The sequence below is a fragment of the Nocardiopsis dassonvillei genome (assembly GCF_964273065.1).
Taxonomy (GTDB): Bacteria; Actinomycetota; Actinomycetes; order Streptosporangiales; family Streptosporangiaceae; genus Nocardiopsis; species Nocardiopsis dassonvillei_B.
The window spans coordinates 4,800,166-4,823,193 of the sequence record NZ_OZ186815.1 but is presented as its reverse complement, the minus strand read 5'-3'; the positions used below and the strand labels follow the sequence as shown (position 1 = coordinate 4,823,193).

Below are 23,028 nucleotides of genomic sequence, written 5' to 3'. Positions count from 1 at the left end.
CGTGGGGGGAGCTTAGGCCTCCGGCTCCCGGCGCGCCAGGCACCGGGCGCCGGGGCGCGGCTCAGGCCGTCTGGGTGACCTTGTTGAGGCCGCGGGGAACGTCCGGGTTGTAGCCCAGGCGGCGGGCCAGGCGCTCGGTGAGGAGCTGGGCCGGGACGATGAGGTTCATCGGGGAGACCCACTCGGGCACGTCGGGGACGGGGACGGACAGGTCGCTGGCCGCGGCCAGGGCGCTGCCGCCGCCGAAGCCGAACACCGGGGCGCCGGCCGAGCGGACCCGCTCGGCCAGGGCGACGGTGCCCGGGAGGGTGGGGCCCTCGGGAGCCGCCACCAGCAGGGCCGGGGTGCGCGGGTCGACGACCGCGATCGGGCCGTGCAGCAGGTCTGCGTAGGACAGGCCCATGGCGTGCAGGTAGCAGGCCTCCTTCAGCTTGAGGGCGGCCTCCAGCGCGGTGGAGAAGGCCATGCCGCGCCCGGAGATCACCGCCCCCTGTACGGCGACCATGCGCTCGACGATCTCCTCCAGGGAGTCGGTGGGCGCGGCGAGGGTCTCCTCGATGGCGTCGGGCACCCGGTCCAGGTCCCCCGGGTCCAGGTCGGCGCCCAGGCCCAGGGCCAGTACGGCGAGGGCGGCGAGCTGGGTGTTGTAGGTCTTGGTCGCGGGCACCGCGACCTCGTTCCCGGCCTGCGTGACCAGGGCGACGTCGGCCTCGGCGGCCAGCGGGGAGTCGGCGCCGTTGGTGACTCCGACGGTGCGGGCGCCGCAGTCGGCGGCCCAGCGCATGGTCTCGACGATCTCCTCGGTCTTGCCGGACTGGGAGATGGCCACGGCCAGGACGTCGGACAGGTCGAGCCTGGCCCCGTAGGCGGTGGCGATGGAGGGGGAGCCCAGGGTGGCCAGCCGCCCGGCGTGCGCCTGCAGCAGGTAACCGCCGTACACCGCGGCGTTGTCGGAGGAGCCGCGGGCGATGAAGAGCACGTGCTTGGTGGAGCGCCCCAGGGAGGCGATCTCGGAGCGGAGCGGCAGCAGCCCGGCGAAGGTGCGGCGCAGCGCCTCGGGCTGCTCGGCGATCTCGGAGCGCATCACGCTCGTCGTGGTGGTCATAGGAGGGCCTTCCCCTGCTCGTGCCGGGTGCCCGGCACTCCCGTGAAGTGGTGCGGACCGCCTGCCGTTGGGTGGATTGACACGCGGACAGAGCTATGGTCTAGTCCGGACTATACCAGTGGCTCCGGGATTGTCCCGATGCTCGGGGTACAGGAGTATGTACCCCGTGCTCACGGGGCCGCTGCGCCGCACGAGAACGCCCCGGGAGCACACCGCACAGCACCGCCCCGCCGACCGAGAAGGCCGCCCGCCCATGCCGATCGATCCCAGCAACCCACTGCCGAAGTACGTCCAACTCCGCGACCTGCTCCTGGACTGGATCACCGAGGCCGGACTGGGCGTGGACGACATGATCCCCTCCGAGCGGGAGCTGAGCGCCTCCTACGGTCTTTCCCGTATGACCGTCCGCCAGACCATCGACCTGATGGTGTCGGAGGGACGGCTCTACCGGGTCCCCGGCAAGGGGACCTTCATCGCCCGCCCCAAGATCGAGATGTCCCTGGTCCTCGCCTCCTTCAGCGAGGACATGCGCGCCCGCGGGTACGAGCCCGGGGCGCGCGAGCTCATCCGCCAGGTCATCCCGGCGAGCGGGCACACCGCGCGCATGCTCGACATCGAGCCGGGCACCCTGGTGCACCACATCGAGCGCATGCGCACCGCCGACGACGAACCCATGGCCGTGGAACGCTCCAACATCCCCGCCGCCATGGTCCCCGGACTCGAGGACTTCGACCTCGCCGAACGCTCGCTGTACGAGGTCCTGGAAAACGAGTACGACATCCTGTTGGATTCCGGGGAACAGACCATCGAGGCCGGGATCTGCGACTCGGCCGACTCCCGCCTCCTGGGCCTGCCCGCTGGAAGCCCGGTGCTGGTGATGCAGCGCCGCAGCTTCTCCAAGGGACAGTGCGTGGAACTGGCGCTGTCCACCTACCGCGCCGACCGCTACCAGCTGCACTCGCGGCTGGACCCGCGCCGGCACGGCGACTGACACTCCCCCGCGCCCACCGGGCGCGCGTCCGAGGGAAGGACCCCCCTTGAGTTCGGACAACACACCGGCCACGACAGCCACGGCCGGCAAGCCCAAACGCTCCTCCTCCGCCCTGGCCGTCATGCAGCGCCTGGGGCGCAGCATGATGATGCCCATCGCGGTCCTGCCCGCGGCCGCCATCCTCCTCCGCCTGGGCCAGAACGACCTGCTCGGCGCCGACGGCCTGGCCGGGGTGAACGGCCTGGGGTGGATGCAGGGCGTCGCGGACGTGGTGGGCACCGCGGGCGACTCCCTGTTCCAGGCGATGCCCCTGCTGTTCGCGGTCGGTGTCGCCATCGGCTTCGCCAAGCGCTCCGACGGGTCGACCGCCCTGGCCGCCCTGGTGGGCTACCTCGTGTTCGACCGGGTGTCGAAGCTGCTCTTCCACGACCTGGGCGGAGAGGTCGGCGAACGGGTCACCCTCGACGTGGGCGGCGATCTCATCGTCAACTGGGGCGCGAAGAACCCGAGCGACGTTCTCGGCGGTATCGTCATCGGCCTCATCTCGGCGGTGCTGTGGCAGCGATACCACCGGATCAAGCTCCCGACCTGGCTGGGCTTCTTCGGCGGACGCCGCTTCGTGCCCATCCTCATGGCGGGTGTGGGCCTGCTGGTGGCCGTGGCGTTCGGTCTCGTCTGGCCGGTGATCGGCAGCCTGATCAACTCCCTGGGCGAGTGGATCATCGGGCTGGGCGCGGTCGGGGCCGGTATCTACGGCATGATCAACCGCCTGCTGCTGCCGCTGGGCCTGCACCACATCGTCAACTCGGTGGTGTGGTTCGTGTTCGGCTCGTACACCGACCCGGAGACGGGCGACGTGTACCTGGGCGAGATCAACCGCTACCTGGCCGGGGACCCGACGGCGGGCGGCTTCCTGTCCGGGTTCTTCCCCGTGCTCATGTTCGGCCTGCCCGGCGCGGCGCTGGCGATCTGGCGCTGCGCCCACCCCTCGCAGCGCGCCAACATCGGCGGCCTCATGGTCGCCGCGGCGCTGACCGCCTTCGTCACCGGCATCACCGAGCCGATCGAGTTCGCGTTCATCTTCATCGCGCCGGCCCTGTTCGCGGTGCACATCGTGCTGACGGGTATCTCGATGGCGGTGCTCAACGCCCTGGACACCCAGTTGGGCTTCGGGTTCTCGGCGGGCCTGATCGACCTGCTGCTCAACGCCACGAAGTCCAACACCGAGGGGTTGGGGCTGATCCTCACGCTGGGCGTCGTCTACTTCTTCCTCTACTACTTCGTGTTCACGTTCCTCATCCGGCGCATGAACCTGCCCACCCCGGGGCGCGAACCGGCGGAGGGGGCGCAGGAGGCGGCCCCCGCCGGGGCCGATCCCGGCGGACCGGACCCGAAGGACCCCGGCGGCAGGGACTGACCGCCCGGCCGCTTCCCCGCGGGCCCGCTCCCGGTCGACCGGGGGCGGGCCCGCGCCCGTTCGGGCCGGAGCCCGGGCCGGCGGTACCGCACTCCCCCGCCGGCGCGTCCCCGGCGGGATTCGGGCTCCCGGCCGCGGCTCCTGCGGGCCGCGGCGGAGCGGCCTCCGGAGGGCGGCACGGGACCGCACGGAGGAGACGGGGCACCCCCTGACCGACCGGCCCGGCGGGCGGGGAACACGTGCGGGCGCGCCCCCCGGAGGGAGCGCGCCCGCGGACGTGTCTCAGTGGCGGCTACCGGCCGGCCGGGTCACCGTGGCACTTCTTGAACTTCTTGCCGGAACCGCAGGGGCACGGCGCGTTGCGGGAGACGCCCGCGTACGCGTCGTTCTCCTCGCTGTGGCGCTCGACGGAGCCGTCCTCGCTCGGCGCGGAGTACTGCAGGCGGCCGGGCTGGCCCTCGCCGAAGCCCGGGACCACCACGTCCTCCGCGGCCTCGGCCTCCTCCGCGGGCGCCTCGGCCTGCACGGCCTCCTCGTCCTCGTCCACGGCCGTGGCCACGGCCGTGGCGCCCGAGGAACCGCCCACGGACGCGGCCGTGGTGGCGGCGGCGGCCGCGGTGAGCTTGGGCTCCTCCTTCTTGCGGACCTGCACCTCGAGGTTGAAGAGGTAGCCGACCGACTCCTCCTTGATGGCCTCCAGCATCTGCTGGAACATGTCGTAGCCCTCGCGCTGGAACTCGATCAGCGGGTTGCGCTGGGCCATCGCGCGCAGGCCGATGCCCTCCTGGAGGTAGTCCATCTCGTAGAGGTGCTCGCGCCACTTGCGGTCCATGACCTGGAGGATGATGCGGCGCTCGACCTCGCGCATCGCCTCCTCGCCCAGCTCGGACTCGCGGGTGTCGTAGGCGGCGAGGGCGTCCTCCACCACGCGGTCGGCGATGAGCTGACCGGTGAGGGTGTGCAGTTCGCCGTTCTCCTCGATGAACTCGTCGACCGTGAAGCTGATCGGGTAGACCTGCTTGAACGCACGCCACAGCTTGTCGAGGTCCCAGTCGGCCGGGTCGCCCTCGGAGGTCTCCTCCGCGACGTAGCCGCGCAGCACCTCCTCCAGCATGACCAGCACCTGGTCGCGCAGGTCCTGGCCCTCGAGGACCTTGCGGCGCTCGGCGTAGACGACCTTGCGCTGGCGGTTGAGGACCTCGTCGTACTTGAGGACGTTCTTGCGGATCTCGAAGTTCTGGGTCTCGACCTGGCCCTGCGCGGAGGCGATCGCCTTGCTGACCATGCCGGACTCGATGGGCTGGTCGTCCGGGATGTTCAGCTGGTTCATGAACACCTCCAGACGGCTGCTGTTGAACAGGCGCAGCAGGTCGTCCTGGAGGGACAGGTAGAAGCGGGACATGCCCGGGTCGCCCTGGCGGCCGGAGCGGCCGCGCAGCTGGTTGTCGATGCGCCGGGACTCGTGCCGCTCGGTGCCGAGCACGTACAGGCCGCCGAGCTCGACGACCTTCTCGTGCTCCTCCTCGTACTCGGCCTTCGCCTTCTCCAGCGCCTCCGGCCAGGCCGCCTCGTACTCCTCGGGCGTCTCCAGCGGGCTCAGGCCGCGGGCCTGGAGCTCCTCGTCGGCGAGGAAGTCCGGGTTGCCGCCCAGCATGATGTCGGTACCGCGGCCGGCCATGTTGGTGGCGACGGTGACCGCGCCGAGCTTGCCCGCGCGGGCGATGATCGCGGCCTCACGGGCGTGGTTCTTGGCGTTGAGGACCTCGTGCGGGACGCCCTCGCGCTTGAGCATCCGCGACAGCAGCTCGGACTTCTCGACGCTGGTGGTACCGACCAGGACCGGCCGGCCCTCCTGGTGGCGGTCGGCGATGTCCTCCGCGACCGCCTGGAACTTGGCGTCCTCGTTCTTGTAGACGAGGTCCTTGACGTCCTCACGGATCATCGGCCTGTTGGTGGGGATGGGCACCACGCCGACGCCGTAGGTCTGGTGGAACTCCGCCGCCTCGGTCTCCGCGGTACCCGTCATGCCCGCGAGCTTGTCGTAGAGGCGGAAGTAGTTCTGGAGCGTGATCTTGGCGAGCGTCTGGTTCTCGTCCTTGATCTTGACGCGCTCCTTGGCCTCGATGGCCTGGTGCATGCCCTCGTTGTAGCGGCGGCCGGCCAGCACGCGCCCGGTGAACTCGTCGACGATGAGGACCTCACCGTCCTTGACGATGTACTCCTTGTCGCGGCGGTACAGCTCCTTGGCCTTGAGGGAGTTGTTGAGGAAGCTGATGAGCGGGGTGTTGACGGCCTCGTAGAGGTTGTCGATGCCCAGCCAGTCCTCGACCTTGGCCACACCGGACTCGGTGATGCCGACCGTGCGCTTCTTCTCGTCGACCTCGTAGTCGGTGTCCCGCTTGAGGCGGGGCGCGATCTTGGCGAACTCGCCGTACCAGCGGGAGTTCTGCTCGGAGGGGCCGCTGATGATGAGCGGGGTGCGCGCCTCGTCGATGAGGATGGAGTCGACCTCGTCGACGAGGGCGAAGAAGTGGCCGCGCTGGACGGTGTCCCTGAGGGACAGCGCCATGTTGTCGCGGAGGTAGTCGAAGCCGAACTCGTTGTTCGTGCCGTAGGTGATGTCGGCCTGGTAGGCCTTGCGGCGCTCGGCCGGGGTCATGTTGGGGCTGACCACGCCGACCTCGAGGCCGAGGAAGTGGTAGATGCGGCCCATGTTCTGGGCGTCGCGCTTGGCCAGGTAGTCGTTGGTGGTGACGACGTGGACGCCCTTGCCCGCGAGCGCGTTGAGGTAGACCGCGAGGGTACCGGTCAGGGTCTTGCCCTCACCGGTCTTCATCTCGGCGATGTTGCCGAGGTGGAGCGCGGCACCGCCCATGAGCTGGACGTCGAAGTGGCGCTGGCCCAGGGTCCGCTTGGCCGCCTCGCGGACGGTCGCGAACGCCTCCGGGAGGAGGTCGTCGAGGGACTCGCCCTCCTCGTGGCGGTCCTTGTACTCCTTGGTGAGGTCCCGGAGCTCCTCGTCGGTGAGGTCGACGTACTCGTCCTCGAGCGAGTTGATCTGGTCCTTCAGCTTGTTGAGCCGGCGCAGGATCTTTCCCTCACCCGCGCGCAGGAGCTTGCTGAGTATCCCTGGCACTTCCTATGCGCTCCTCGCAGATCGCGGTTGGCTCCACGGCGTGCGTGGAGATCAGATCTAGGCCCGCTGACCGCTGTCCCGTGGCCGCGGAGGGCGGCGGGGGTCCCTGGGCCCTCGGGCCTACATCCTAGAGGACGTGCACCCTGTACCCGGTCCCTCGGCGGCGGCCGTGGACGGGAGGCCTGTTCCCCCTGGTGAACGATCGAAACCACGGAGAATGTTCCCCACCGCACCTGCGGGGCCCCGGGGCCGGGGCGGGCGGAGCCGGGGATTCTCACCGTTTTCCAACCGTCGCGGCCCGGACCGGGCCGGCGGCCCGCCCGGTCCGGGCCGTTGCGCGTGGCTTCGGGTGTTCCGCGTTCATCCACCGGATACGGGTAGACCCTGCTTAGAGGCCCGGCCGCGTGCCGGAGCGGCCGGGCGACGTCATGCGCGTTCAGGGGGGATCGCCATGCGGACCGGAGGAAGGACCGAGAGGGCACGGACCGGGGAGGGCGGGACCCCCTCCCCCCGCACACCTGTGGAAGTGCTCGACGACCTGATCGAGGGGCGGCGACATCCGCCGTCGCGGGAGTCGAGCCTGGAATGGGAACGGCACGAACCCGACGACGAGCGGCGTTTCGGCCGCATCCGGGGGTTCCAGCGGCAGGGCGGCAGCCTGGCGCCGACCGGGCGGCACCGGGGCCGGGCCACGTCCTGGGTGGTCGTGGGCCTCGCCGTGGCCGGAGCCGTCGTCGGCGGGTTCGCCGTCGCCCAGGGGATGGCGGTGTGGCTGCTGGTGGCCGCCGGTGTGCTGCTGGCGGCGGCGCTGGTCATGGCCCTGGTCACCGACATCTTCGGGGACGTCGTGCTGGACGCCCCGTCGGTGGAGCCCGAGGAGCGGCACGACACCCCGCTGCACCGGATCCGCGAGGAGCAGCGGACGAGTCGGCGGGACCGGCGGCGCCTCCGGAGGGAGCGCCGCGCCACCGCCGTCTGACGCACCGGGGTGCGGCGGGTCGGACGACCCGCCGCACCCCGGACCCCCGGGGGGACGGGGGCCGGGTCAGTCGACGAGTCGGATGACCCCGTAGTTGAAGCCCCTGCGGCGGTAGACGACGCTCGGCGCGTCCTTGACCTCGTCGTGGAACAGGAAGAAGTCGTGGCCGACGAGTTCCATCTCCATCAGCGCCTGGTCGATGCTCATGGGCTTGGCCTGGTGGGACTTCTCCCGGACGATGAGGGGGGCCTCCCCCTGGGTGTCGAGCTCCACGAACTCGTCGGAGAACCAGGCCTGCTCGGCGCCGGAACCGGCGCCCTCCTCGGTGCTGCGCCGGGCGGGGGGAGCCTGCGGGGCCGGCGCCTCCGACGGCAGGTCGCCGGGGAGGTGGGCGGTGGCCGAGGAGACGGAGACGGGGGCCCGGGTGCCCCGGTGCACCTTGCGGCGGTCGGCGGCCTTGCGCAGGCGCGCCTCGATCTTGTCGAGGGCCAGGTCAAGGGCGCCATGCCGGTCGACGGCGGCCGCCTCGCTGCGAACGACGGGGCCGTTGCCGTTGGAGCGGATGGTGAGTTCGACGCGTTCCTTCACGTCGGCGAGCTTGGGATTGCGCTCCGTGGACACCTCCACATCGACGGTCATGCCCTTCTTCTCCCACTTGGAGAGCCTGTCGAGCTTGTTCTCGACGTGCTGTCGGAACTTGTCGCTCACACCGGTGCGTCGACCCTTGACGATGATGTCCATAGGACCCCCTTCATCGCGTGGCCGTCGAGAAGGTGACGGCCAGGCTGGCTTCTGCACCTTCCGTCGTTCGGGGGACGGAAGGGTCTCGCGCTGTCAGCCCCCTTCTGCGGGTGATCCGGCTCTACGCGGATCACAGCTCGGTTGAAAGTGCGTATACCCACCGGGGACACGGTCATCACGCGTCCCATGCACATGATCGGCGGGAGCTCTGAACTGGGAAAAAGGACTTTCGTCGCGCTTTGGGAGATTGATACCCCAAAGGGGGGTCCCCGGGGGCTCGCCCTTGGCGAACCCCCCGATGGGATGCCACCCGTCCGGCCGACCTGGTCTTCGTCCCCACATCCGCCTGCTGAGAGTGTCGCCGCTCTTGTCCGCGACTACTGCTCTTCTCCCTGTCGTGAGGGACATCGGGACCCTCCGCGGGGCAGGGCTTACCTCTAAGGCGCACCGTGATCGGTCGACGAAAAGTCGCCTTACGTGGGCCGTTTCGCCTGCGCCTGGCATCGGCTTGCCGGAGGAGCGCCCCGGTCTTCCCGGGGACACCGAAACTCCGACGCAACCACGGACCCGGACGGGTGCCATACGGTGACCGTAACCTGTCCTGGCGAGGATGTCAGGTGGGGACCCCGTTCCCAAGCCCCGGAAAATCACCGCGAACCCCTGCACACAAGGACTTTTCATGGTTTCGAGGGTGTTCGTAAAACCTTCTCCCGACCTCGGTTCCGGAGGGTGCGGCCTCCGGTCGGCAGGCGTTCGGCGAGCACGACCGCACCCGCCACGCGCAGCCCGGCGGCCCGCAGCGCCCGCGTCGCCTCGGCCAGCGTGGCCCCCGTGGTGACGACGTCGTCGACCACCACGACCCGGCGGCCCGCGGCCCACGCGGGGACCGCGTCCGCGCGGAACGAACCCGCCCGGTTGGCCAGCCGCTCCCGGCGCCCCAGGCCCGCCTGGCGGCGCACCCGGCCCCGGTGGCGCAGCAGCGGCAGCGGCGGCCCGGCCGACCGGTCCCGGCAGGCGGCGGCCGCGACCCGGGCCACCGGCGCACGCGGGTCGTGCGGCGGCCCGCGCCCGGGGACCGGCACCAGCAGGGTGTCGGCGCCGACCAGTCCGCTCGCCGCGCAGACCGCGGCCAGGCGCTCGCCCCACACCCCGGCCAGCGCGTCGTCGCCCTCCTTGTAGGCGAGCAGCACCCGGCGGTGCAGCCCGGCGTAGGGCCCGGCCGCCCAGACCGGCGGGCACCCGGGGCGCGGCGCGCACCGGTGCGGCCGCCGCACCAGCGCGTCGCGGCACGTCCGGCAGAGCGGCCCGGCACCCCCGGCCGGGCCGGAGCATCCGGGGCAGGCCCGCGGGAGCAGCAGGTCCAGCAGCGCGTCCCGGATCCGCACGAGTGCCCTGACAAGGGCCTTCCCGACATCCATACTTCGAGGATCGGCGACCGGGGGCGGCCCCGCCACCCCCTCCCCGAACCTGTGGAAAACCCGGGCTGCGGGTGTCAGGTGCCGAGGATCTCGGTGTTCCGGTCGGCGGTGGGCGACCAGCGGTCGCCCTCCTTGGTCATCACGTACATGGGGCTGCCCTGGTTGCCGATCTGCGCGCCGTCGGGGTCGCGGTAGGTCGCGCGGGCCTTGACCGCGGCGACGTCGGGCCGCAGGAACAGCACGTGCTCGACCTCGTAGAAGACCGCCCCCTCCTGCGCGGAGCCCGGCAGGACCCTACGCGTGAACGCGGCGATCTCGTCCCGGCCGAACAGCCGTTCGCCGTGCCCCGTGGTCCAGATCGCGTCCTCGCGGAACAGGCCGATGAACTCCTCGGGCAGCCTCTCGCGCTGGGAGTGTTCGAGCGCCGCGACCACCGCGCGCAGGCGCTCGGTCTCGGTCTCGCGGGTCATATCGTCCGGCTGTGTCGTGTCCATGACCCGGGCATCGAGCCCCGACCATGGTCGAGGTCGACCCTCGGGGGTCGACCGGCCGCCGGAGTCCGCCCCGGAGGTCGGCCCCCGGCGGCCACCGGATCAGCCCGGGAAGGTCGGCGAGCTGCCCTCCACCACGTTCTGCCAGTTCAGCCGGTCGTTGGAGATCCAGATGTTGCCGTCGTCGGTCCCCGCGACCAGGGGCTGCCCCGGGGCGCCGGAGATGGTGACCAGGCCGGTGACCGAGTTGCCCGCGCTGGAGGGCGGGGTGCCGCCGTCCAGCGCGACGAGGAACACCTGGTCGGTGCCCGCCTCGCGGCGGCCCAGGACCGCCAGCTGGTCGGCCGAGCGCCAGGAGATCTCGGTGACCTCCTCCAGCTCCCCGGCCAGGGGCACGAAGTCCTCCACCGAGACCCGACCGTCCTCGTCGGTGACCACCCGCCCCACCTTGAGGGAGCGCCGTCCGTCCACCTCGGTGACCGCGGCGGCGCGGGTGCCGTCGCGGGACACCCGGAAGCTCACCAGGGACTCGTCGCGCAGGTCGCCGACGTCCACCCGGACCACCTCCTCGGCGTCGCGCAGCACCCACACGTCGGAGGAGCCGGGCTCCGGCGGCGCCGGGTCCGGAAGGGTCTCGGGGTCGGCCGGGGCCGGGGACGGCCCGTCCTGCGGCTCCTCGTCCGGGTCGCCGACCTCCTCCACCACCCACAGGTTCCCGTCGATGTCCCAGGACAGCTCGGTGAAGACGCCGTCGTCGAGGACCTCCACGACCTCGGAGCCCGGAGAGGCGTAGGAGGTCACGACCGTCTCACCGTCCAGCGTGATGCCCGCGACGGTGCTCTCGTCGATGGAGACCGCGAACCGCTCCAGGAGCACGTCGCCCGCGCCGAGCGGCCCCGGGACCCGCTCGGCGTCCCCGAAGGTGTCGGTGTCCCACTCCGAGGCGGACCAGAGCTGCCCCTCGTGGACGTAGTAGGCGCGCACCCCCGAGCGCAGGGCGCCCGGGCCGACCCCGTGCCAGAAGGAGCTGGCGGGCCGGGGCCGGACGGCGCTGTCCCCGTCCGCGGCCGCGAACGCCACCTCCTCGCCGTTCACGACCAGCGTGAACTCCTGCACGTCCGGGATCTGGCGCAGCGTCCAGGCGATCTGGGCGCCGAGCCGGAACTCGTCGATGTCGCCGACACCGTTCAGCTCGACCACGACGCTCTCGGCGTCCGCCGTCACCCGGGCACGGACGTCCTCGGGGAACTCCGAGCGCACGGCGGGGCCCAGCCAGGAGGTCGGGCCCTCGCCCAGCCGCGACAGCAGCCGCTCGGCGAGCCGGTCGGTGCTCACCGGGAGGTAGATCGGGTCGGGGACCAGGGAGGTCCCCTCCGGGTTGAAGTAGTACAGGTTGAACGGCCGGTGGGTGCGCTCCACGTCGAGCTGGCTGAGGATGAGGTCGTCCGGCAGGCTCTGGATCCGCCACTCGCCCTCGGGGTCCCCCTCCTCGCGGGCGAGGGTGAACGTCTCGTCCATCAGCGTCCCCGGGGTGCCGGGGCGGTACTTGCCGTCCTCGTCGATGGTGGCGACCAGGGGGCTGCGCATCCGCACGGTGGCGGTGAGCCCGTCGTCGGACACCTCGGTCTCCAGGTCCACCGTGTCCAGGTCGGTGAAGACCTTGACGGAGCCGTCCGGGGACCACTCCCGGCCGGTGTCGGGCAGCATGTAGATGCGGGCCGGGCCGTGGTCCTCCTCGAAGCTGCCCATGTCCTTGAGGAAGCTGCCGACCAGCCCGTCCGGGTTCATCCCCGGCTGCGGGCCCGCGGGCAGCAGCCGCACGTAGCCGCCGTAGGGGTCGGCGCCGCCGTCGCCGCCCTCGCCCGGGACCACCGGGCCGGTCATCGGCACGCTGGCGCACGAGGTGAGGAACAGGCAGGACAGCGCGGAGGCGCCGAACACCAGGAGGTTTCTGCTCACGGGTTGTCCTCTCCCCCCTCGCGGGGGTAGGCGCGGCCCAGCGAGAACTCCGGGGGCACCAGCGGCAGCGGGGAGCCCCGCAGCTCGGCGCCCGCGTGCCGGGGCAGGGACAGGCGGAACTGGGACCCCTGGCCGGGCATGCCCCACGCCTGGAGCCAGCCGCCGTGCAGGGTGGCGTCCTCCTTGGCGATGGACAGGCCCAGGCCGGTACCCCCCGTGGTGCGCACCCGCGCCGGGTCGGCCCGCCAGAAGCGGTCGAAGCACAGGTGCTCCTCGCCCTCCTTGAGGCCGACACCGTAGTCGCGGACGGCGACGGCGACGGCGTCGCGGTCGCCCGCGGCGGTGACCACCACGTCGCGGCCCTCGCTGTGCTCGATGGCGTTGACCACCAGGTTGCGCAGGATGCGGTTGATCCGCCGGGGGTCGTACTCGGCCACGCACGGGTCCGCGGGCAGCCGCATGACGACCTTGATGCCGCGCTTCTCGGCGATCTGCTCGGCGTCCCCGACCGCCTTCATGACGGCGTCGCGGATGTCGGAGGGCTCGGTGCCCAGGGTGGCGGCGCCCGCGTCGTGCCGGCTGATCTCGAGCAGGTCGGCGAGGAGCTCCTCGAACCTCTCCACCTGGCTCTGGAGCAGCTCGACGGAGCGGCGCATGGCGGGTTCGAGCTCGTCGCGGTCGTCGAAGAGCAGGTCGCCCGCCATCTTGATGGTGGTGAGCGGGGTGCGCAGCTCGTGGGAGACGTCGGAGACGAACTGGCGCTGGAGCTTGGACAGCTCCTCCAGCTCCTGGATCTTCTCCTGGAGGGTCCCGGCCATGTCGTTGAAGGACACGGCGAGGCGGGCCAGGTCGTCCTCGCCCTGGACGGCCATGCGCTCGGACAGGTCGCCCGCGGCCAGCCGCTCGGCGGACTGGGCGGCGGAGCGGACCGGGGAGACGACCTGGCGGGTGACGACGTAGGCGATGAGGCCGAGGAGGACGACCAGCAGCGCGGCGACCAGGACGACGGTGCGCTGGACGAGGTCGAGGATCTCCTGCTCGTGCTGGAGCGGGAAGACGTAGTACAGCTCGTAGGCGTGGGTGAGCTCGGCCCCCACGACCAGGGCGGGCTCCTCGGTGCCCTCGGCCTCGTTCCTGATGCGCGCGTAGGTGTGGTACTGCTGGTCGCCCATCGAGTCGCGGACCTGGTCGATGAGCCGGCCGGGGACGCTCGTGTCGAGCTGCTTGTCCGGGGACTCCTCGCCCACCCAGCCGAGCTCGTCGTCCACGGACGGGAGGATGACGACCCCGTACAGGCCGGTGTCGCCGCTGCGCCCGGCGAGTTCGCTGGCGACGTTGTACATGAGCCGGTCGCGGTCGCCGGTCTCGTTCTCCTGGATCTCGGCGAGGGCGTAGTTGAGCCCGGCCCGGTGGTCGTTGACCGCGGTCGCGATCTTGGCGTCCAGCAGGCCGCTGCGCACCTGGGAGATGAGCACGTAGCCCAGGCCGGTCATCACGACCAGGGACAGCACCAGGGTCGTGGAGATGACGCGCAGGTGCAGGGATCGGCGCCAGTTGGTGTGGACGCCGCGGACCAGCGCGCGGGCGGCCCGCTGGGCGAACAGGTAGGCGCGCGTGAGCCCGGATTCGGGGTCGCGCCGACGCCCTCCGGACTCGGGGGGCCCGGAGGGCGGGGCGGGCCGCTCCTCCTCGGAGTCGGCCCCCCGATGCTCCTCGGATGCGGCTGCGGTCATGTGCGCTTCGCGTGGATCAGGCGGTACCGGCCTTGTAGCCGACGCCGCGGACGGTCACGACGACCTCGGGGTGCTCCGGGTCCTTCTCGATCTTGGCGCGCAGGCGCTGCACGTGGACGTTGACCAGGCGGGTGTCGGCCGCGTGGCGGTAGCCCCAGACCTGCTCGAGCAGGACCTCGCGGGTGAACACCTGGCGCGGCTTGCGGGCCAGGGCGACCAGCAGGTCGAACTCCAGCGGGGTGAGGCTGATCTGCTCGCCGTCGCGGCGCACGGCGTGCCCGGCGACGTCGATGGTGATGTCGCCGATCTGGAGCACCTCGGGCGCGGGCTCCTCGGTGCGGCGCAGGCGCACGCGGATGCGGGCGACGAGCTCCTTGGGCTTGAACGGCTTGACGATGTAGTCGTCGGCGCCCGACTCCAGGCCCAGGACGACGTCGATGGTGTCGCTCTTGGCGGTGAGCATGACGATCGGCACGCCGGACTCGGCGCGGATCTGGCGGCACACGTCGATGCCGTCGGCACCGGGGAGCATCAGGTCGAGGAGGACCAGGTCGGGCTTGGTCTCGCGGAAGGCCTCGAGCGCCTTGTCGCCGTCGTGGACGAACGAGGGCTCGAAGCCCTCGCCGCGCAGGACGATGCCGAGCATCTCGGCGAGGGCGAGGTCGTCATCGACAACCAGTACACGTCCCTTCATCGGTGTGTCCGGCGCCGGGCGTCGGGCCCGCCCTGTGGGGCGGCTTCGCGGCGCCTACTCCTCTCTCCTCAGAAGAACTCGAACGTCGTCGGTGCGATCGGGTGCGCCGTCACTGTCCGACGCGGGAACCACGGGTCGTCCCCCACCTTGCCATCTTCTCGGGCGGTGGGAAGTGCGGTCGATGTCTTTGGGGCCTTCCGGGGCCGTTTTCGGCCACTTCGAGCGTCCGCGCTGGCCGGGGAGGGTGATGGCGCCCTTGATAATGCCCGACCGGTTGGTAACAGAAAGCATACAAAAGGAATGAAGTACATCGGTTGCACGCGAAGGGGCCGGGACCGCGCCCGACTTCGGGGGAACCGGCCGGTAGGTTGTTCTCGGACATGTGGACACGCGACCCGGTCCGCTCGCGCAGCGTAACCGAACCTCACGGAGGGCGGGGCAGATGACCCAGGAGGACGACCACCGGAACCCGCCGGGGGGCACCCCGGAGGAACCCGTCGACGGTGGATCGCCCGCGGCCGGGGCCCAGGAGGGCCCGGGGGCGGCGGAGTCCTGGGCCCCTCCGGAACAGGGGGCCTCCGCCCCGGAGGCGGGGGGCGCGCACGCGCAGCCGGCTCCGCGGCACCCCTCCTTCGCACCGCCCGGGACCGGGGCGCCCGAGGGGTTCGCGGCGCCGGGCTCCGCCGGGCCGGGGACGGGCGGGCAGGACGCCGGGTTCGCCGCACCGGGTTCGGGCGGGCCCGCCGACCAGGCGCCCCCGGCGCCCGGATACGGGCAGCAGGCCGGACACGGGGGGCCGTACGGGTACGGGCAGCAGTACGGCGGGCGGCCCGGCCACGGGCCGACCGGGCCGCAGGCCCCGGGTCACGGACATCCGCAGGCGCCCGCCCAGGGGTTCGCCGCCCCCGGGTACGGACAGCAGCCCGGATACGGACCCCCGCCGGGGCAGGCGCAGTGGGCCGGACCGCAGGGGCCGCAGACCGGGCAGTGGCAGGCGGCCCCCGGGGGGTACCCGCAGGGGGCGGGGTACGGCCACCCGGGGTACGGACAGGTGCCGCAGGCGCCCAAGCCCGGTGTCGTGGCGCTGCGCCCGATGACCCTCGGGGACATCCTCAACGGCGCGTTCACGCTCATCCGCCGCAACCCCAGGACGATGGTCGGCCTGGCGCTGATGATCATGGCCGTCACCGGGGTGATCTCCTCCATCGGCTTCGGCGGCTACGCGTCCACCTACGGGGTGTTCCTCGACCAGCTGATGAACGACCCCATGGCCCTCGACCCGAACGACCCGCTCCCGATCGGCCCGTGGGCCATCGCCGCCATGTACGCGGGCGGCCTGTTGTCCTCCCTCGGGATCGCCATCGTCACCGGGCTCCTCACCGCGACCGTCGGCATGGCGGTACTGGGTCGCAAGCTCTCCCCCTCCGAGGCCTGGGCCTCGGCCAAGGGCCGGATCCGGCCGGTGATCGGCCTGGCCCTGCTGCGACTGCTCATCGACATGGCCATCACCACCGTCGTCGTGGTCATCGGCGTGGCCGCGGTCCTGGTCGGCATGCTCATCATGACCGGGGGCAGCGAGGGGGCGGGCGCCGCCGTCATCATCCTGGGCCTGCTCGCGGCCATCGCGGTCTGGATCGTGCTCCGGGTCTGGATCTTCGTGCGGATCAAGTTCGCGATGCCCGCCGTGGTGCTGGAGCGCATCGGCGTCGGCTCCGCACTGGGCCGCTCCTGGCGGCTGACCCAGGGCAGCTGGTGGCGGATCTTCCTGGTCCTGTTCCTGACCCTTCTCATCAGCTACTTCGTCACCAACATCCTGATCACGCCGTTCACCCTCGGCGGGATGGTGCCCGCGGCACTCGCCCCGGGCGCGCTGTGGGCGGCCGTCCTCGCCGGGGCGCTCATGTTCATCGGCCAGGCGCTGACCTACGCGATCGTCACCCCGTTCGAGGTCGGCGTGACCACCCTCCTCTACGTGGACCTGCGGATGCGGCGCGAGGGCCTGGACCTGAAGCTGCACACCGCAGCCGCGTCCGGCGGCGAGGTCGGCCCGGAGGTCTACCTGCCGGAGCGGCACGCGTGAGGGCGCCGTCCACCGCCGCCCTCGAGGTGACCGGGGCCGAGGGGCGGCGCCGCGCCGTCGAGGAGCTGGGCGACCCGGTGTACGGCGCGCAGGAGCCGTCCCTGCTGGACCGCATCTGGGAGTGGTTCTCCAACCTCCAGGTCCCCGTTCCCGGGGGCGGCGGCGGGTGGGCCACCGTGGTCGTGCTCGTCGTGCTCGCCCTGCTGGTGCTCTGGCTGGTCCTGTGGCTGCGCCCCTCGCGGACCCGCCGTGCCGAGGGCGCCGTCCACGGGGCCGCGCCCCGTTCCGCGGAGGACCACCGCGCGGCCGCGCGGGCCCACGAGGAGGCCGGGGATTACGCGGCCGCCGTCACCGAGCGGATGCGCGCGATCAGCGTCGACCTGGAGGACCGCACGATCATCTCCCCCCGCGCCGGGCGCACCGCCACCGAGCTGGCCGCCGAGGCGGGACGGACGCTGCCCGGCGAGGCCGGGGGGCTGCGCGAGGGCGCCCGCCTGTTCAACGACGTCGTCTACGGCGACCGCGCCGCGACCGCCGACACCGCCCGGGCGCTGCGCGAACTCGACGAGCGGCTGCGCGCGGCCCGACCGGCCCTGGACCCCGAGGAGGCGCGCGGATGACAGTCCACTCCCCCGACGCCCCCGCGGCCGACCCTGCCGCCGCCCCTGCGGCCGGCCCCGCGGCCGGTGAGCCCGCGGAGTCCGCCACCCGCCGCTTCTGGCGTGCGGCACGCTTCCCGGCGGTCCTGGCGGCCGCGCTCATCGTCGTGTCGGTGCTGATGTCGCTGGGGAGCGAGCAGTTCCCCACCGGCCACCTGGAACCCGGCAGCGTCTCCCCGGACGGGACCCGCGCCCTGGTCAACATCCTGGACGAGGACCGCGACGTCGAGGTGGTCCGCACCTCGGGGGACGCCGCCGAGGCGGTCGCAGCCGCGGACGACGCGGTCCTGGTCGTGTTCATGGACCACCGGCTGCTGCCCGAGGAGCTGGACCGGCTGGCCGCCCTGGACGTGGACACCGTGCTGGTGCGCCCCTCGGTGCGGTCGCTGTCGGCGTTCGCCCCGGGCGTGGAGATGACCGGCCGGGAGCTGCCCCGCGACTTCCTGGAACGGCCGCTGGAACCGCACTGCGAACTGCCCGCCGCCGTGGCCGCGGGCCCGTCCTTCGTGCACGGCGAGCTGTACACCGCCGACCCCGGGGTCGAGGCCGTCGGCTGCTACCCGGACGGGTCGGGTGACGCCCTGGTGCAGGTGACCGGGGACGGCACGGCCACCACCGTGCTGGGCAACGGGGACCCGTGGACCAACCGCCTGCTGGACGAGGGCGGGAACGCCGCCCTGGCGCTCAACCTGCTGGACGCCGGAACCGTGGTGTGGCTGCGCCCCGACCCGCCCCAGGAGGAGGGCGGGGCCTCCCTGACGGAACTGCTGCCGGCCGGGGTGCGCTGGTCCCTGCTGCCGCTGGCGGCGGGCATGGTGCTGCTCGTGGTCTGGCAGGGGCGGCGCATGGGCGCGCTGGTGCCCGAGTCGCTGCCGGTGGTGGTGCGCGCCTCGGAGACCACCGAGGGCCGGGCCGCCCTGTACCGCTCCCGCACGGCGCGCGACCGGGTGGTCGGCGCGCTGCGCAGCGGCTTCCTGGAGCGGCACACCGCCCGGCTGGGGCTGGGCCCCGACGCCCCGCGCGACGCGGTGGTCGCCGCGGTCGCCGAGCGCACCGGGGACGATCCGCGGTTCGTGTCCGACCTGCTGTACCCGTCGGAGGCGGACCCGTACACGGCCGACGACGAGGGCCTGCTGCGGCTGGCCGACGAACTGGACGAACGGTCCCGGAGACTGCGGTGACCGGCCGATCGGAGAATGTTGAGAGCGAGAGAGGTGGACGGCACGTGAGCGCCTTCACACACGAGGCACCGCCCTCGGCCGAAGAGGCGCGGCAGGCCCTGGTCGCCCTGCGCCGCGAGGTGGCCAAGGCGGTCGTGGGCCAGGACGAGACGGTGACCGCCCTGGTCGTGGCGCTGCTGTGCCGCGGCCACGTGCTGCTGGAGGGTGTGCCCGGTGTCGCCAAGACGCTGCTGGTGCGCACCGTCTCGGCGGCGCTGTCGCTGGACCACAAGCGGGTGCAGTTCACCCCCGACCTGATGCCCGGCGACGTGACGGGGTCGCTGGTGTACGACCAGCACACCGCCGAGTTCGAGTTCCTCAAGGGGCCGGTGTTCACCAACCTGCTGCTGGCCGACGAGATCAACCGGACCCCGCCCAAGACCCAGGCGTCGCTGCTCGAGGCCATGGAGGAGCGGCAGGTGACGGTGGAGGGCCGCCCGGTGGCGCTGCCCGACCCGTTCCTGGTGGCCGCCACCCAGAACCCGGTGGAGTACGAGGGCACCTACCCGCTGCCGGAGGCGCAGCTGGACCGGTTCCTGCTCAAGGTGACGGTGCCGCTGCCGCCGCGGGCGGCCGAGGTGGAGATGCTGGGCCGCCACGCCGCCGGGTTCGACCCCGGGGACCTGGCGGCGGCCGGGGTGGCCCCGGTGGCGGGCACCGCGGAGCTGCATGCCGCGCGCCGGGCCGTGGAGACCGTGCGGGTCGCCCCGGAGGTGCTCGGCTACATCGTGGACCTGTGCCGGGCCACCCGGCAGTCGCCCTCGCTCCAGCTGGGCGCGTCGCCGCGCGGCGCGACCGCGCTGATGCGCACCGCCCGGGCGTGGGCGTGGCTGTCGGGCCGCGACTACGTCACCCCCGACGACGTGAAGGCCCTGGCCAAGGGCACGCTGCGGCACCGGGTCTCGCTGCGGCCGGAGGCCGAGCTGGAGGGCGCCACCACCGACGGGATCCTGGACGGCGTGCTGGCCTCCGTCCCGGTGCCGCGCTGATGGTGGTCACCGGCCGGGCGGTCCTGCTGGCGGGGCTGGCGGTGGTGGCCGTGGCGTTCTCGGGCTCCCTGGGCCTCTGGGCGGCCGTGGCCTCCGTCGCCGTCCTGGCGGCTGCGGTCTTCGCGGACGTGCTGCTGGCGGCGAGCCCCAGGGGGCTGCGGCTGTCGCGGGCGGGGGACACCTCGCTGCGGCTGGGGGACACCGCGGCCGTCGAGGTCGTCGTCGCCAACCCGACGCGGCGCCGCCTGCGCGGGAGCGTGCGCGACGCCTGGCCGCCGAGCGCGCACGCCGAGCCGCGGACGCGGCCGCTGCGGGTGGACGCGGGTGAGCGGCGCCGGGTGGTCACGACGCTCACCCCGACCCGGCGGGGCGACGCCCGCGCCGCCGGGGTGACCGTGCGCAGCCTGGGACCCCTGGGGCTGGCGGGGCGTCAGCGCACCCTGCCCGCACCGTGGTCGGTACGGGTGCTGCCGCCGTTCCACAGCCGCCGCCACCTGCCCGGGAAGCTGTCGCGGCTGCGGGAGCTGGACGGCCGGCACACGGCGATGGTGCGCGGCCAGGGCAGTGAGTTCGACTCGCTGCGCGACTACGTGCCGGGCGACGACGTGCGGTCCATCGACTGGCGGGCCAGCGCCCGCAGCGACGGGGTCGTGGTGCGGACCTGGCGCCCCGAGCGGGACCGGCGCATCCTCATCGTGCTGGACACCGGGCGCACCTCCGCGGGCCGGGTCGGCGACACCCCCCGGCTGGACCACTCCATGGACGCGGCGCTGCTGCTGGCGGCGCTGGCTGGCAGGGCGGGCGACCGGGTCGACTTCCTGGCCTACGACCGCCGGGTGCGGGCGCAGGTCAGGGCTTCGGGCAGGGGCAGCCAGGTGCACCGGATCGTGGAGGCGATGGCCCCGCTGGAGGCGGAGCTGCTGGAGTCCGACCCGGCGGGCATGGCGAGCGCGATCCTGACCGCCCAGGGCCGGACGCGCTCGCTGGTGGTGCTGCTGACCGACCTCAACGCCGCGGCGCTGGAGGAGGGGCTGCTGCCCCGGGTGTCGGCGCTGACCTCGCGGCACCTGCTGCTGGTCGCGGCGGTGCAGGACCCGGCGGTGACGGCGATGGCGGCGGGGCGCGGCGACTCGGAGGCCCTGTACCGGGCGGGCGCCGCCGAGCGCGCCCTGGGCGAGCGGCGCCGGGTGACGGCCGAGCTGCGCCGGACCGGGGTGGAGGTCGTCGACGCCGAGCCCGAGCACATCGCCCCGGCACTGGCCGACGCCTACATCAACCTCAAGGCGCAGGGCCGCCTGTAGCGGCGGAACGCGGGGGCGGGGTGGCCGGAACCGGCCACCCCGCCCTTTCCCGTGCTCACCCCGCCCGGACGTGCGCGGGCCGCCGTGGACGGCGGGGCGCTCGGGCAGTATGTGGGCATGGACTCTCCCCCCGAACCCCATGCCAACACGGTGAACGGCGATGTGTACGGGCGGCTGCTCCAGGCGCGCGACATCCACAGTGTCACCATCAACGCCGGCGAGCGGCCCGCTCCCCCGCCCGGGGCGGACGTGGTCCTCGACCCGCCGCGCCCCGCGACCGCCGTACGCGGGCGGGAGGGACTGGTCGGGACCCTGCTGGCGGAGATGCGCGCCGGCGCGTCCGTACCGCACGTGCTGACCGGCCCCGGCGGGTTCGGCAAGACCACGGTGGCGGCGGAACTGGCCGGGCGGGCGCGGGCCGAGGGCCGGACGGTGTTCTGGGTGCGGCCCGGCAGTGTCGCGGCGAGCATGATCGAGGTCGCCGTGGAGCTGGGCGGGTCGCGTCGGGAGGCCGAGGAGGTGCGGGCCACGCGGCACCTGGCGATGCGGTGGGTGTGGCGGCACCTGGACGGTGCGCCGCGGCCGTGGCTGCTGGTCATCGACAACGCCGACCGGCCCGAGGAGCTGGACCCCGAGCACCGGCCCGGCGACCAGCTGGGGTGGATGCGGGCGAGCCCGGGCGGTTTCGTGGTGGTGACGACGCGGGTGGACGACCCCGCGCAGTGGGCGCCCGCCCGGATGCACCGGGTGGAGCCGCTGGAGGCGGGGGCCGCGGCGTCGGCGCTGGCCGACCACGCGGCGCTGGAGGAACCGGCGGGAGCGGGAGAGCTGGCGGAGCGGCTGGGCCGGGTGCCGCTGGCGCTGTCACTGGCCGGGCGCATCCTGGCCACCCACCGGCTGCTGTTCCCCGACGCCCGCACCCTGCTGGCGCGGCTGGAGGAGGGCGTGGACAGGCTGGACGAGCTGGCGGCGCCGCTCGTCACCGGCCCCGACGCCGACCGGCGGCTGCTGTCCGGGGTGTGGGACCTGTCGCTGCGCCTGGTGGCGGAGCGGGAGCCGTACGCCGAGCCGCTGTCGCGGGTGCTGGCGGTCCTGGGTCCGGACGCGGTCCCGGTGCCGCTGCGGCGGTTGCCGGTGGAGGTTCTGGCGCGGGGTCCGCTGGAGGGGTTGGACGAGGTCGCTCTGGCCCGGGCGGTCAACGCCCTGGTCGTGCACGGCCTGGTCGCCCTGGGCGGGCACGGAGGGGAGACCGCCCTGCGGATGCACCCGCTGGTGTCGGAGACCATCCGGGCCGGGATCGACGACACGGCCGTCACCGGCGTCGCGGAAGCCCTCCTCCTCCGCCGAGCCGACCACGATCCCCTGATGGAGGCGGGTGCCCACCATGCGCTGGAGCAGGTCTGGGAGCGTCTCCCGGGTGAAACGGACCAGGCCGCTTTCCGCGCGCGTACCCGGAGGTCGCGTGCCCTGATGCTCCTCGGTTTCAGAGAAGAGGCCGTGAACCGCCTCAGAGCCCTGGCCGCTGCGGGCACCGAACGACTGGGGACCTCCCATCCGGAGACCCTGAGCACCAGGCATGCCTTGGGAGACGCCCTGCGGTCCCTGGACCGGTTCGCGGAAGCGGAGGAGGTCTTCCGGACGGTCCACCGGGAGCGGGAATCCGTGCTCGGCCCCGATCATCCTGACACCCTGAGCAGCTTGCACCAGGTCGCCCTCGTCGTCGCGCTGGGGGGCGACCTGGAGGCGGCCGGACGGCTCTTCCACGACGTATGGGAGGCCGCCGGAGACGAAGAAGAACCGACCGCGGTCCAGGCACGGGAGAACCTCGCTTATCTCCGGATGCTGCGGGGAGACCACGAGGCGGCGGCGAAAGGCTTCCGATGGGCTCGCGGCACATGGGAACGGCTTCTGGGCGCAAGGCATCCGAGAACCATCAACGCCGACTACCTGTTGGCCCGCAACGCGGCCGAGCGGGGGGACCACGCCCAGGCCGTCCCGCTGTTCGAAAAGGTCGCGCGCATACGATCGGAGATCCTGGGTGAGAACCATCTCCTGACCGTCGATGCCCGAGATGCGGCGGAGCGATCGCGCGCAGCCGACGGACGGTGACCCGGA

At 72.9% G+C, this 23,028-nt stretch carries 17 protein-coding genes; 9 read left to right on the top strand and 8 right to left on the bottom strand.

Annotated elements, in window-relative coordinates; translation table 11 throughout:
- Nucleotides 1-61: 61 nt before the first annotated feature.
- Nucleotides 62-1,105 carry an SIS domain-containing protein gene (locus ACSUPR_RS21615; protein WP_436886531.1) on the bottom strand — a complete coding sequence of 348 codons (1,044 nt, stop codon included), beginning with the start codon at nt 1,103-1,105 and terminating at the stop codon, nt 62-64.
- Between the two features lie 253 nt (nt 1,106-1,358).
- Between ACSUPR_RS21615 and ACSUPR_RS21610 the strand changes: the two genes are divergently transcribed.
- Nucleotides 1,359-2,096: a GntR family transcriptional regulator gene (locus ACSUPR_RS21610; protein WP_436886530.1), complete on the top strand. Its 738-nt coding sequence runs from the start codon at nt 1,359-1,361 to the stop codon at nt 2,094-2,096.
- Between the two features lie 46 nt (nt 2,097-2,142).
- Entirely contained in the window at nt 2,143-3,513 is a 1,371-nt protein-coding gene (locus tag ACSUPR_RS21605) for a PTS transporter subunit EIIC (RefSeq protein WP_436886529.1), read from the top strand.
- A gap of 292 nt (nt 3,514-3,805) precedes the next feature.
- On the opposite strand, the gene secA is transcribed toward ACSUPR_RS21605, so the two are convergent.
- Nucleotides 3,806-6,649 (bottom strand): preprotein translocase subunit SecA, encoded by a 2,844-nt coding sequence (gene secA, locus ACSUPR_RS21600; RefSeq protein WP_436886528.1) that lies wholly within the window; start codon nt 6,647-6,649, stop codon nt 3,806-3,808.
- A 526-nt stretch (nt 6,650-7,175) separates the two neighbouring features.
- Here secA and ACSUPR_RS21595 point away from each other — a divergent pair.
- Nucleotides 7,176-7,628 (top strand): hypothetical protein, encoded by a 453-nt coding sequence (locus ACSUPR_RS21595; RefSeq protein ID WP_436886527.1) that lies wholly within the window; start codon nt 7,176-7,178, stop codon nt 7,626-7,628.
- A gap of 66 nt (nt 7,629-7,694) precedes the next feature.
- Here the strand turns inward: ACSUPR_RS21595 and hpf are convergent, their stop codons facing one another.
- From hpf to mtrA, 6 genes are all read right to left on the bottom strand, one after another.
- Nucleotides 7,695-8,369 (bottom strand): ribosome hibernation-promoting factor, HPF/YfiA family, encoded by a 675-nt coding sequence (gene hpf, locus ACSUPR_RS21590; protein ID WP_436886526.1) that lies wholly within the window; start codon nt 8,367-8,369, stop codon nt 7,695-7,697.
- Between the two features lie 677 nt (nt 8,370-9,046).
- Nucleotides 9,047-9,787 carry a ComF family protein gene (locus ACSUPR_RS21585; protein ID WP_436886524.1) on the bottom strand — a complete coding sequence of 247 codons (741 nt, stop codon included), beginning with the start codon at nt 9,785-9,787 and terminating at the stop codon, nt 9,047-9,049.
- A 74-nt stretch (nt 9,788-9,861) separates the two neighbouring features.
- Nucleotides 9,862-10,281: an SgcJ/EcaC family oxidoreductase gene (locus tag ACSUPR_RS21580; protein ID WP_436886523.1), complete on the bottom strand. Its 420-nt coding sequence runs from the start codon at nt 10,279-10,281 to the stop codon at nt 9,862-9,864.
- Between the two features lie 99 nt (nt 10,282-10,380).
- Nucleotides 10,381-12,237: an LpqB family beta-propeller domain-containing protein gene (locus tag ACSUPR_RS21575; RefSeq protein ID WP_436886521.1), complete on the bottom strand. Its 1,857-nt coding sequence runs from the start codon at nt 12,235-12,237 to the stop codon at nt 10,381-10,383.
- Nucleotides 12,234-13,970 (bottom strand): MtrAB system histidine kinase MtrB, encoded by a 1,737-nt coding sequence (mtrB, locus tag ACSUPR_RS21570; protein ID WP_436886519.1) that lies wholly within the window; start codon nt 13,968-13,970, stop codon nt 12,234-12,236. Before mtrB ends, ACSUPR_RS21575 begins: the two co-directional genes overlap by 4 nt.
- Nucleotides 13,971-13,986: 16 nt before the next feature.
- Nucleotides 13,987-14,664 (bottom strand): MtrAB system response regulator MtrA, encoded by a 678-nt coding sequence (gene mtrA / locus ACSUPR_RS21565; protein WP_073376517.1) that lies wholly within the window; start codon nt 14,662-14,664, stop codon nt 13,987-13,989.
- A 442-nt stretch (nt 14,665-15,106) separates the two neighbouring features.
- On the opposite strand from mtrA, the gene ACSUPR_RS21560 reads away from it, so the two are divergent.
- The 6 genes from ACSUPR_RS21560 (at nt 15,107) to ACSUPR_RS21535 (ending at nt 23,022) form a co-directional block, all read left to right on the top strand.
- Nucleotides 15,107-16,744, top strand: coding sequence for a glycerophosphoryl diester phosphodiesterase membrane domain-containing protein (locus ACSUPR_RS21560; protein WP_436886518.1), 1,638 nt, complete (start codon nt 15,107-15,109; stop codon nt 16,742-16,744).
- Entirely contained in the window at nt 16,741-17,364 is a 624-nt protein-coding gene (locus ACSUPR_RS21555; protein ID WP_436886517.1) for a DUF4129 domain-containing protein, read from the top strand. Before ACSUPR_RS21560 ends, ACSUPR_RS21555 begins: the two co-directional genes overlap by 4 nt.
- Entirely contained in the window at nt 17,361-18,584 is a 1,224-nt protein-coding gene (locus ACSUPR_RS21550; protein WP_436886516.1) for a DUF4350 domain-containing protein, read from the top strand. The genes ACSUPR_RS21555 and ACSUPR_RS21550 overlap by 4 nt, the downstream gene beginning before the upstream one ends.
- A gap of 44 nt (nt 18,585-18,628) precedes the next feature.
- Nucleotides 18,629-19,612 carry an AAA family ATPase gene (locus tag ACSUPR_RS21545; protein WP_436886515.1) on the top strand — a complete coding sequence of 328 codons (984 nt, stop codon included), beginning with the start codon at nt 18,629-18,631 and terminating at the stop codon, nt 19,610-19,612.
- A complete protein-coding gene (locus ACSUPR_RS21540; protein WP_436886514.1) occupies nt 19,612-20,913 on the top strand; it encodes a DUF58 domain-containing protein in 1,302 nt (433 codons plus the stop codon). The genes ACSUPR_RS21545 and ACSUPR_RS21540 overlap by 1 nt, the downstream gene beginning before the upstream one ends.
- A 117-nt stretch (nt 20,914-21,030) precedes the next feature.
- Nucleotides 21,031-23,022: a tetratricopeptide repeat protein gene (locus ACSUPR_RS21535; protein ID WP_436886513.1), complete on the top strand. Its 1,992-nt coding sequence runs from the start codon at nt 21,031-21,033 to the stop codon at nt 23,020-23,022.
- The last annotated feature ends 6 nt before the right edge of the window (nt 23,023-23,028 follow it).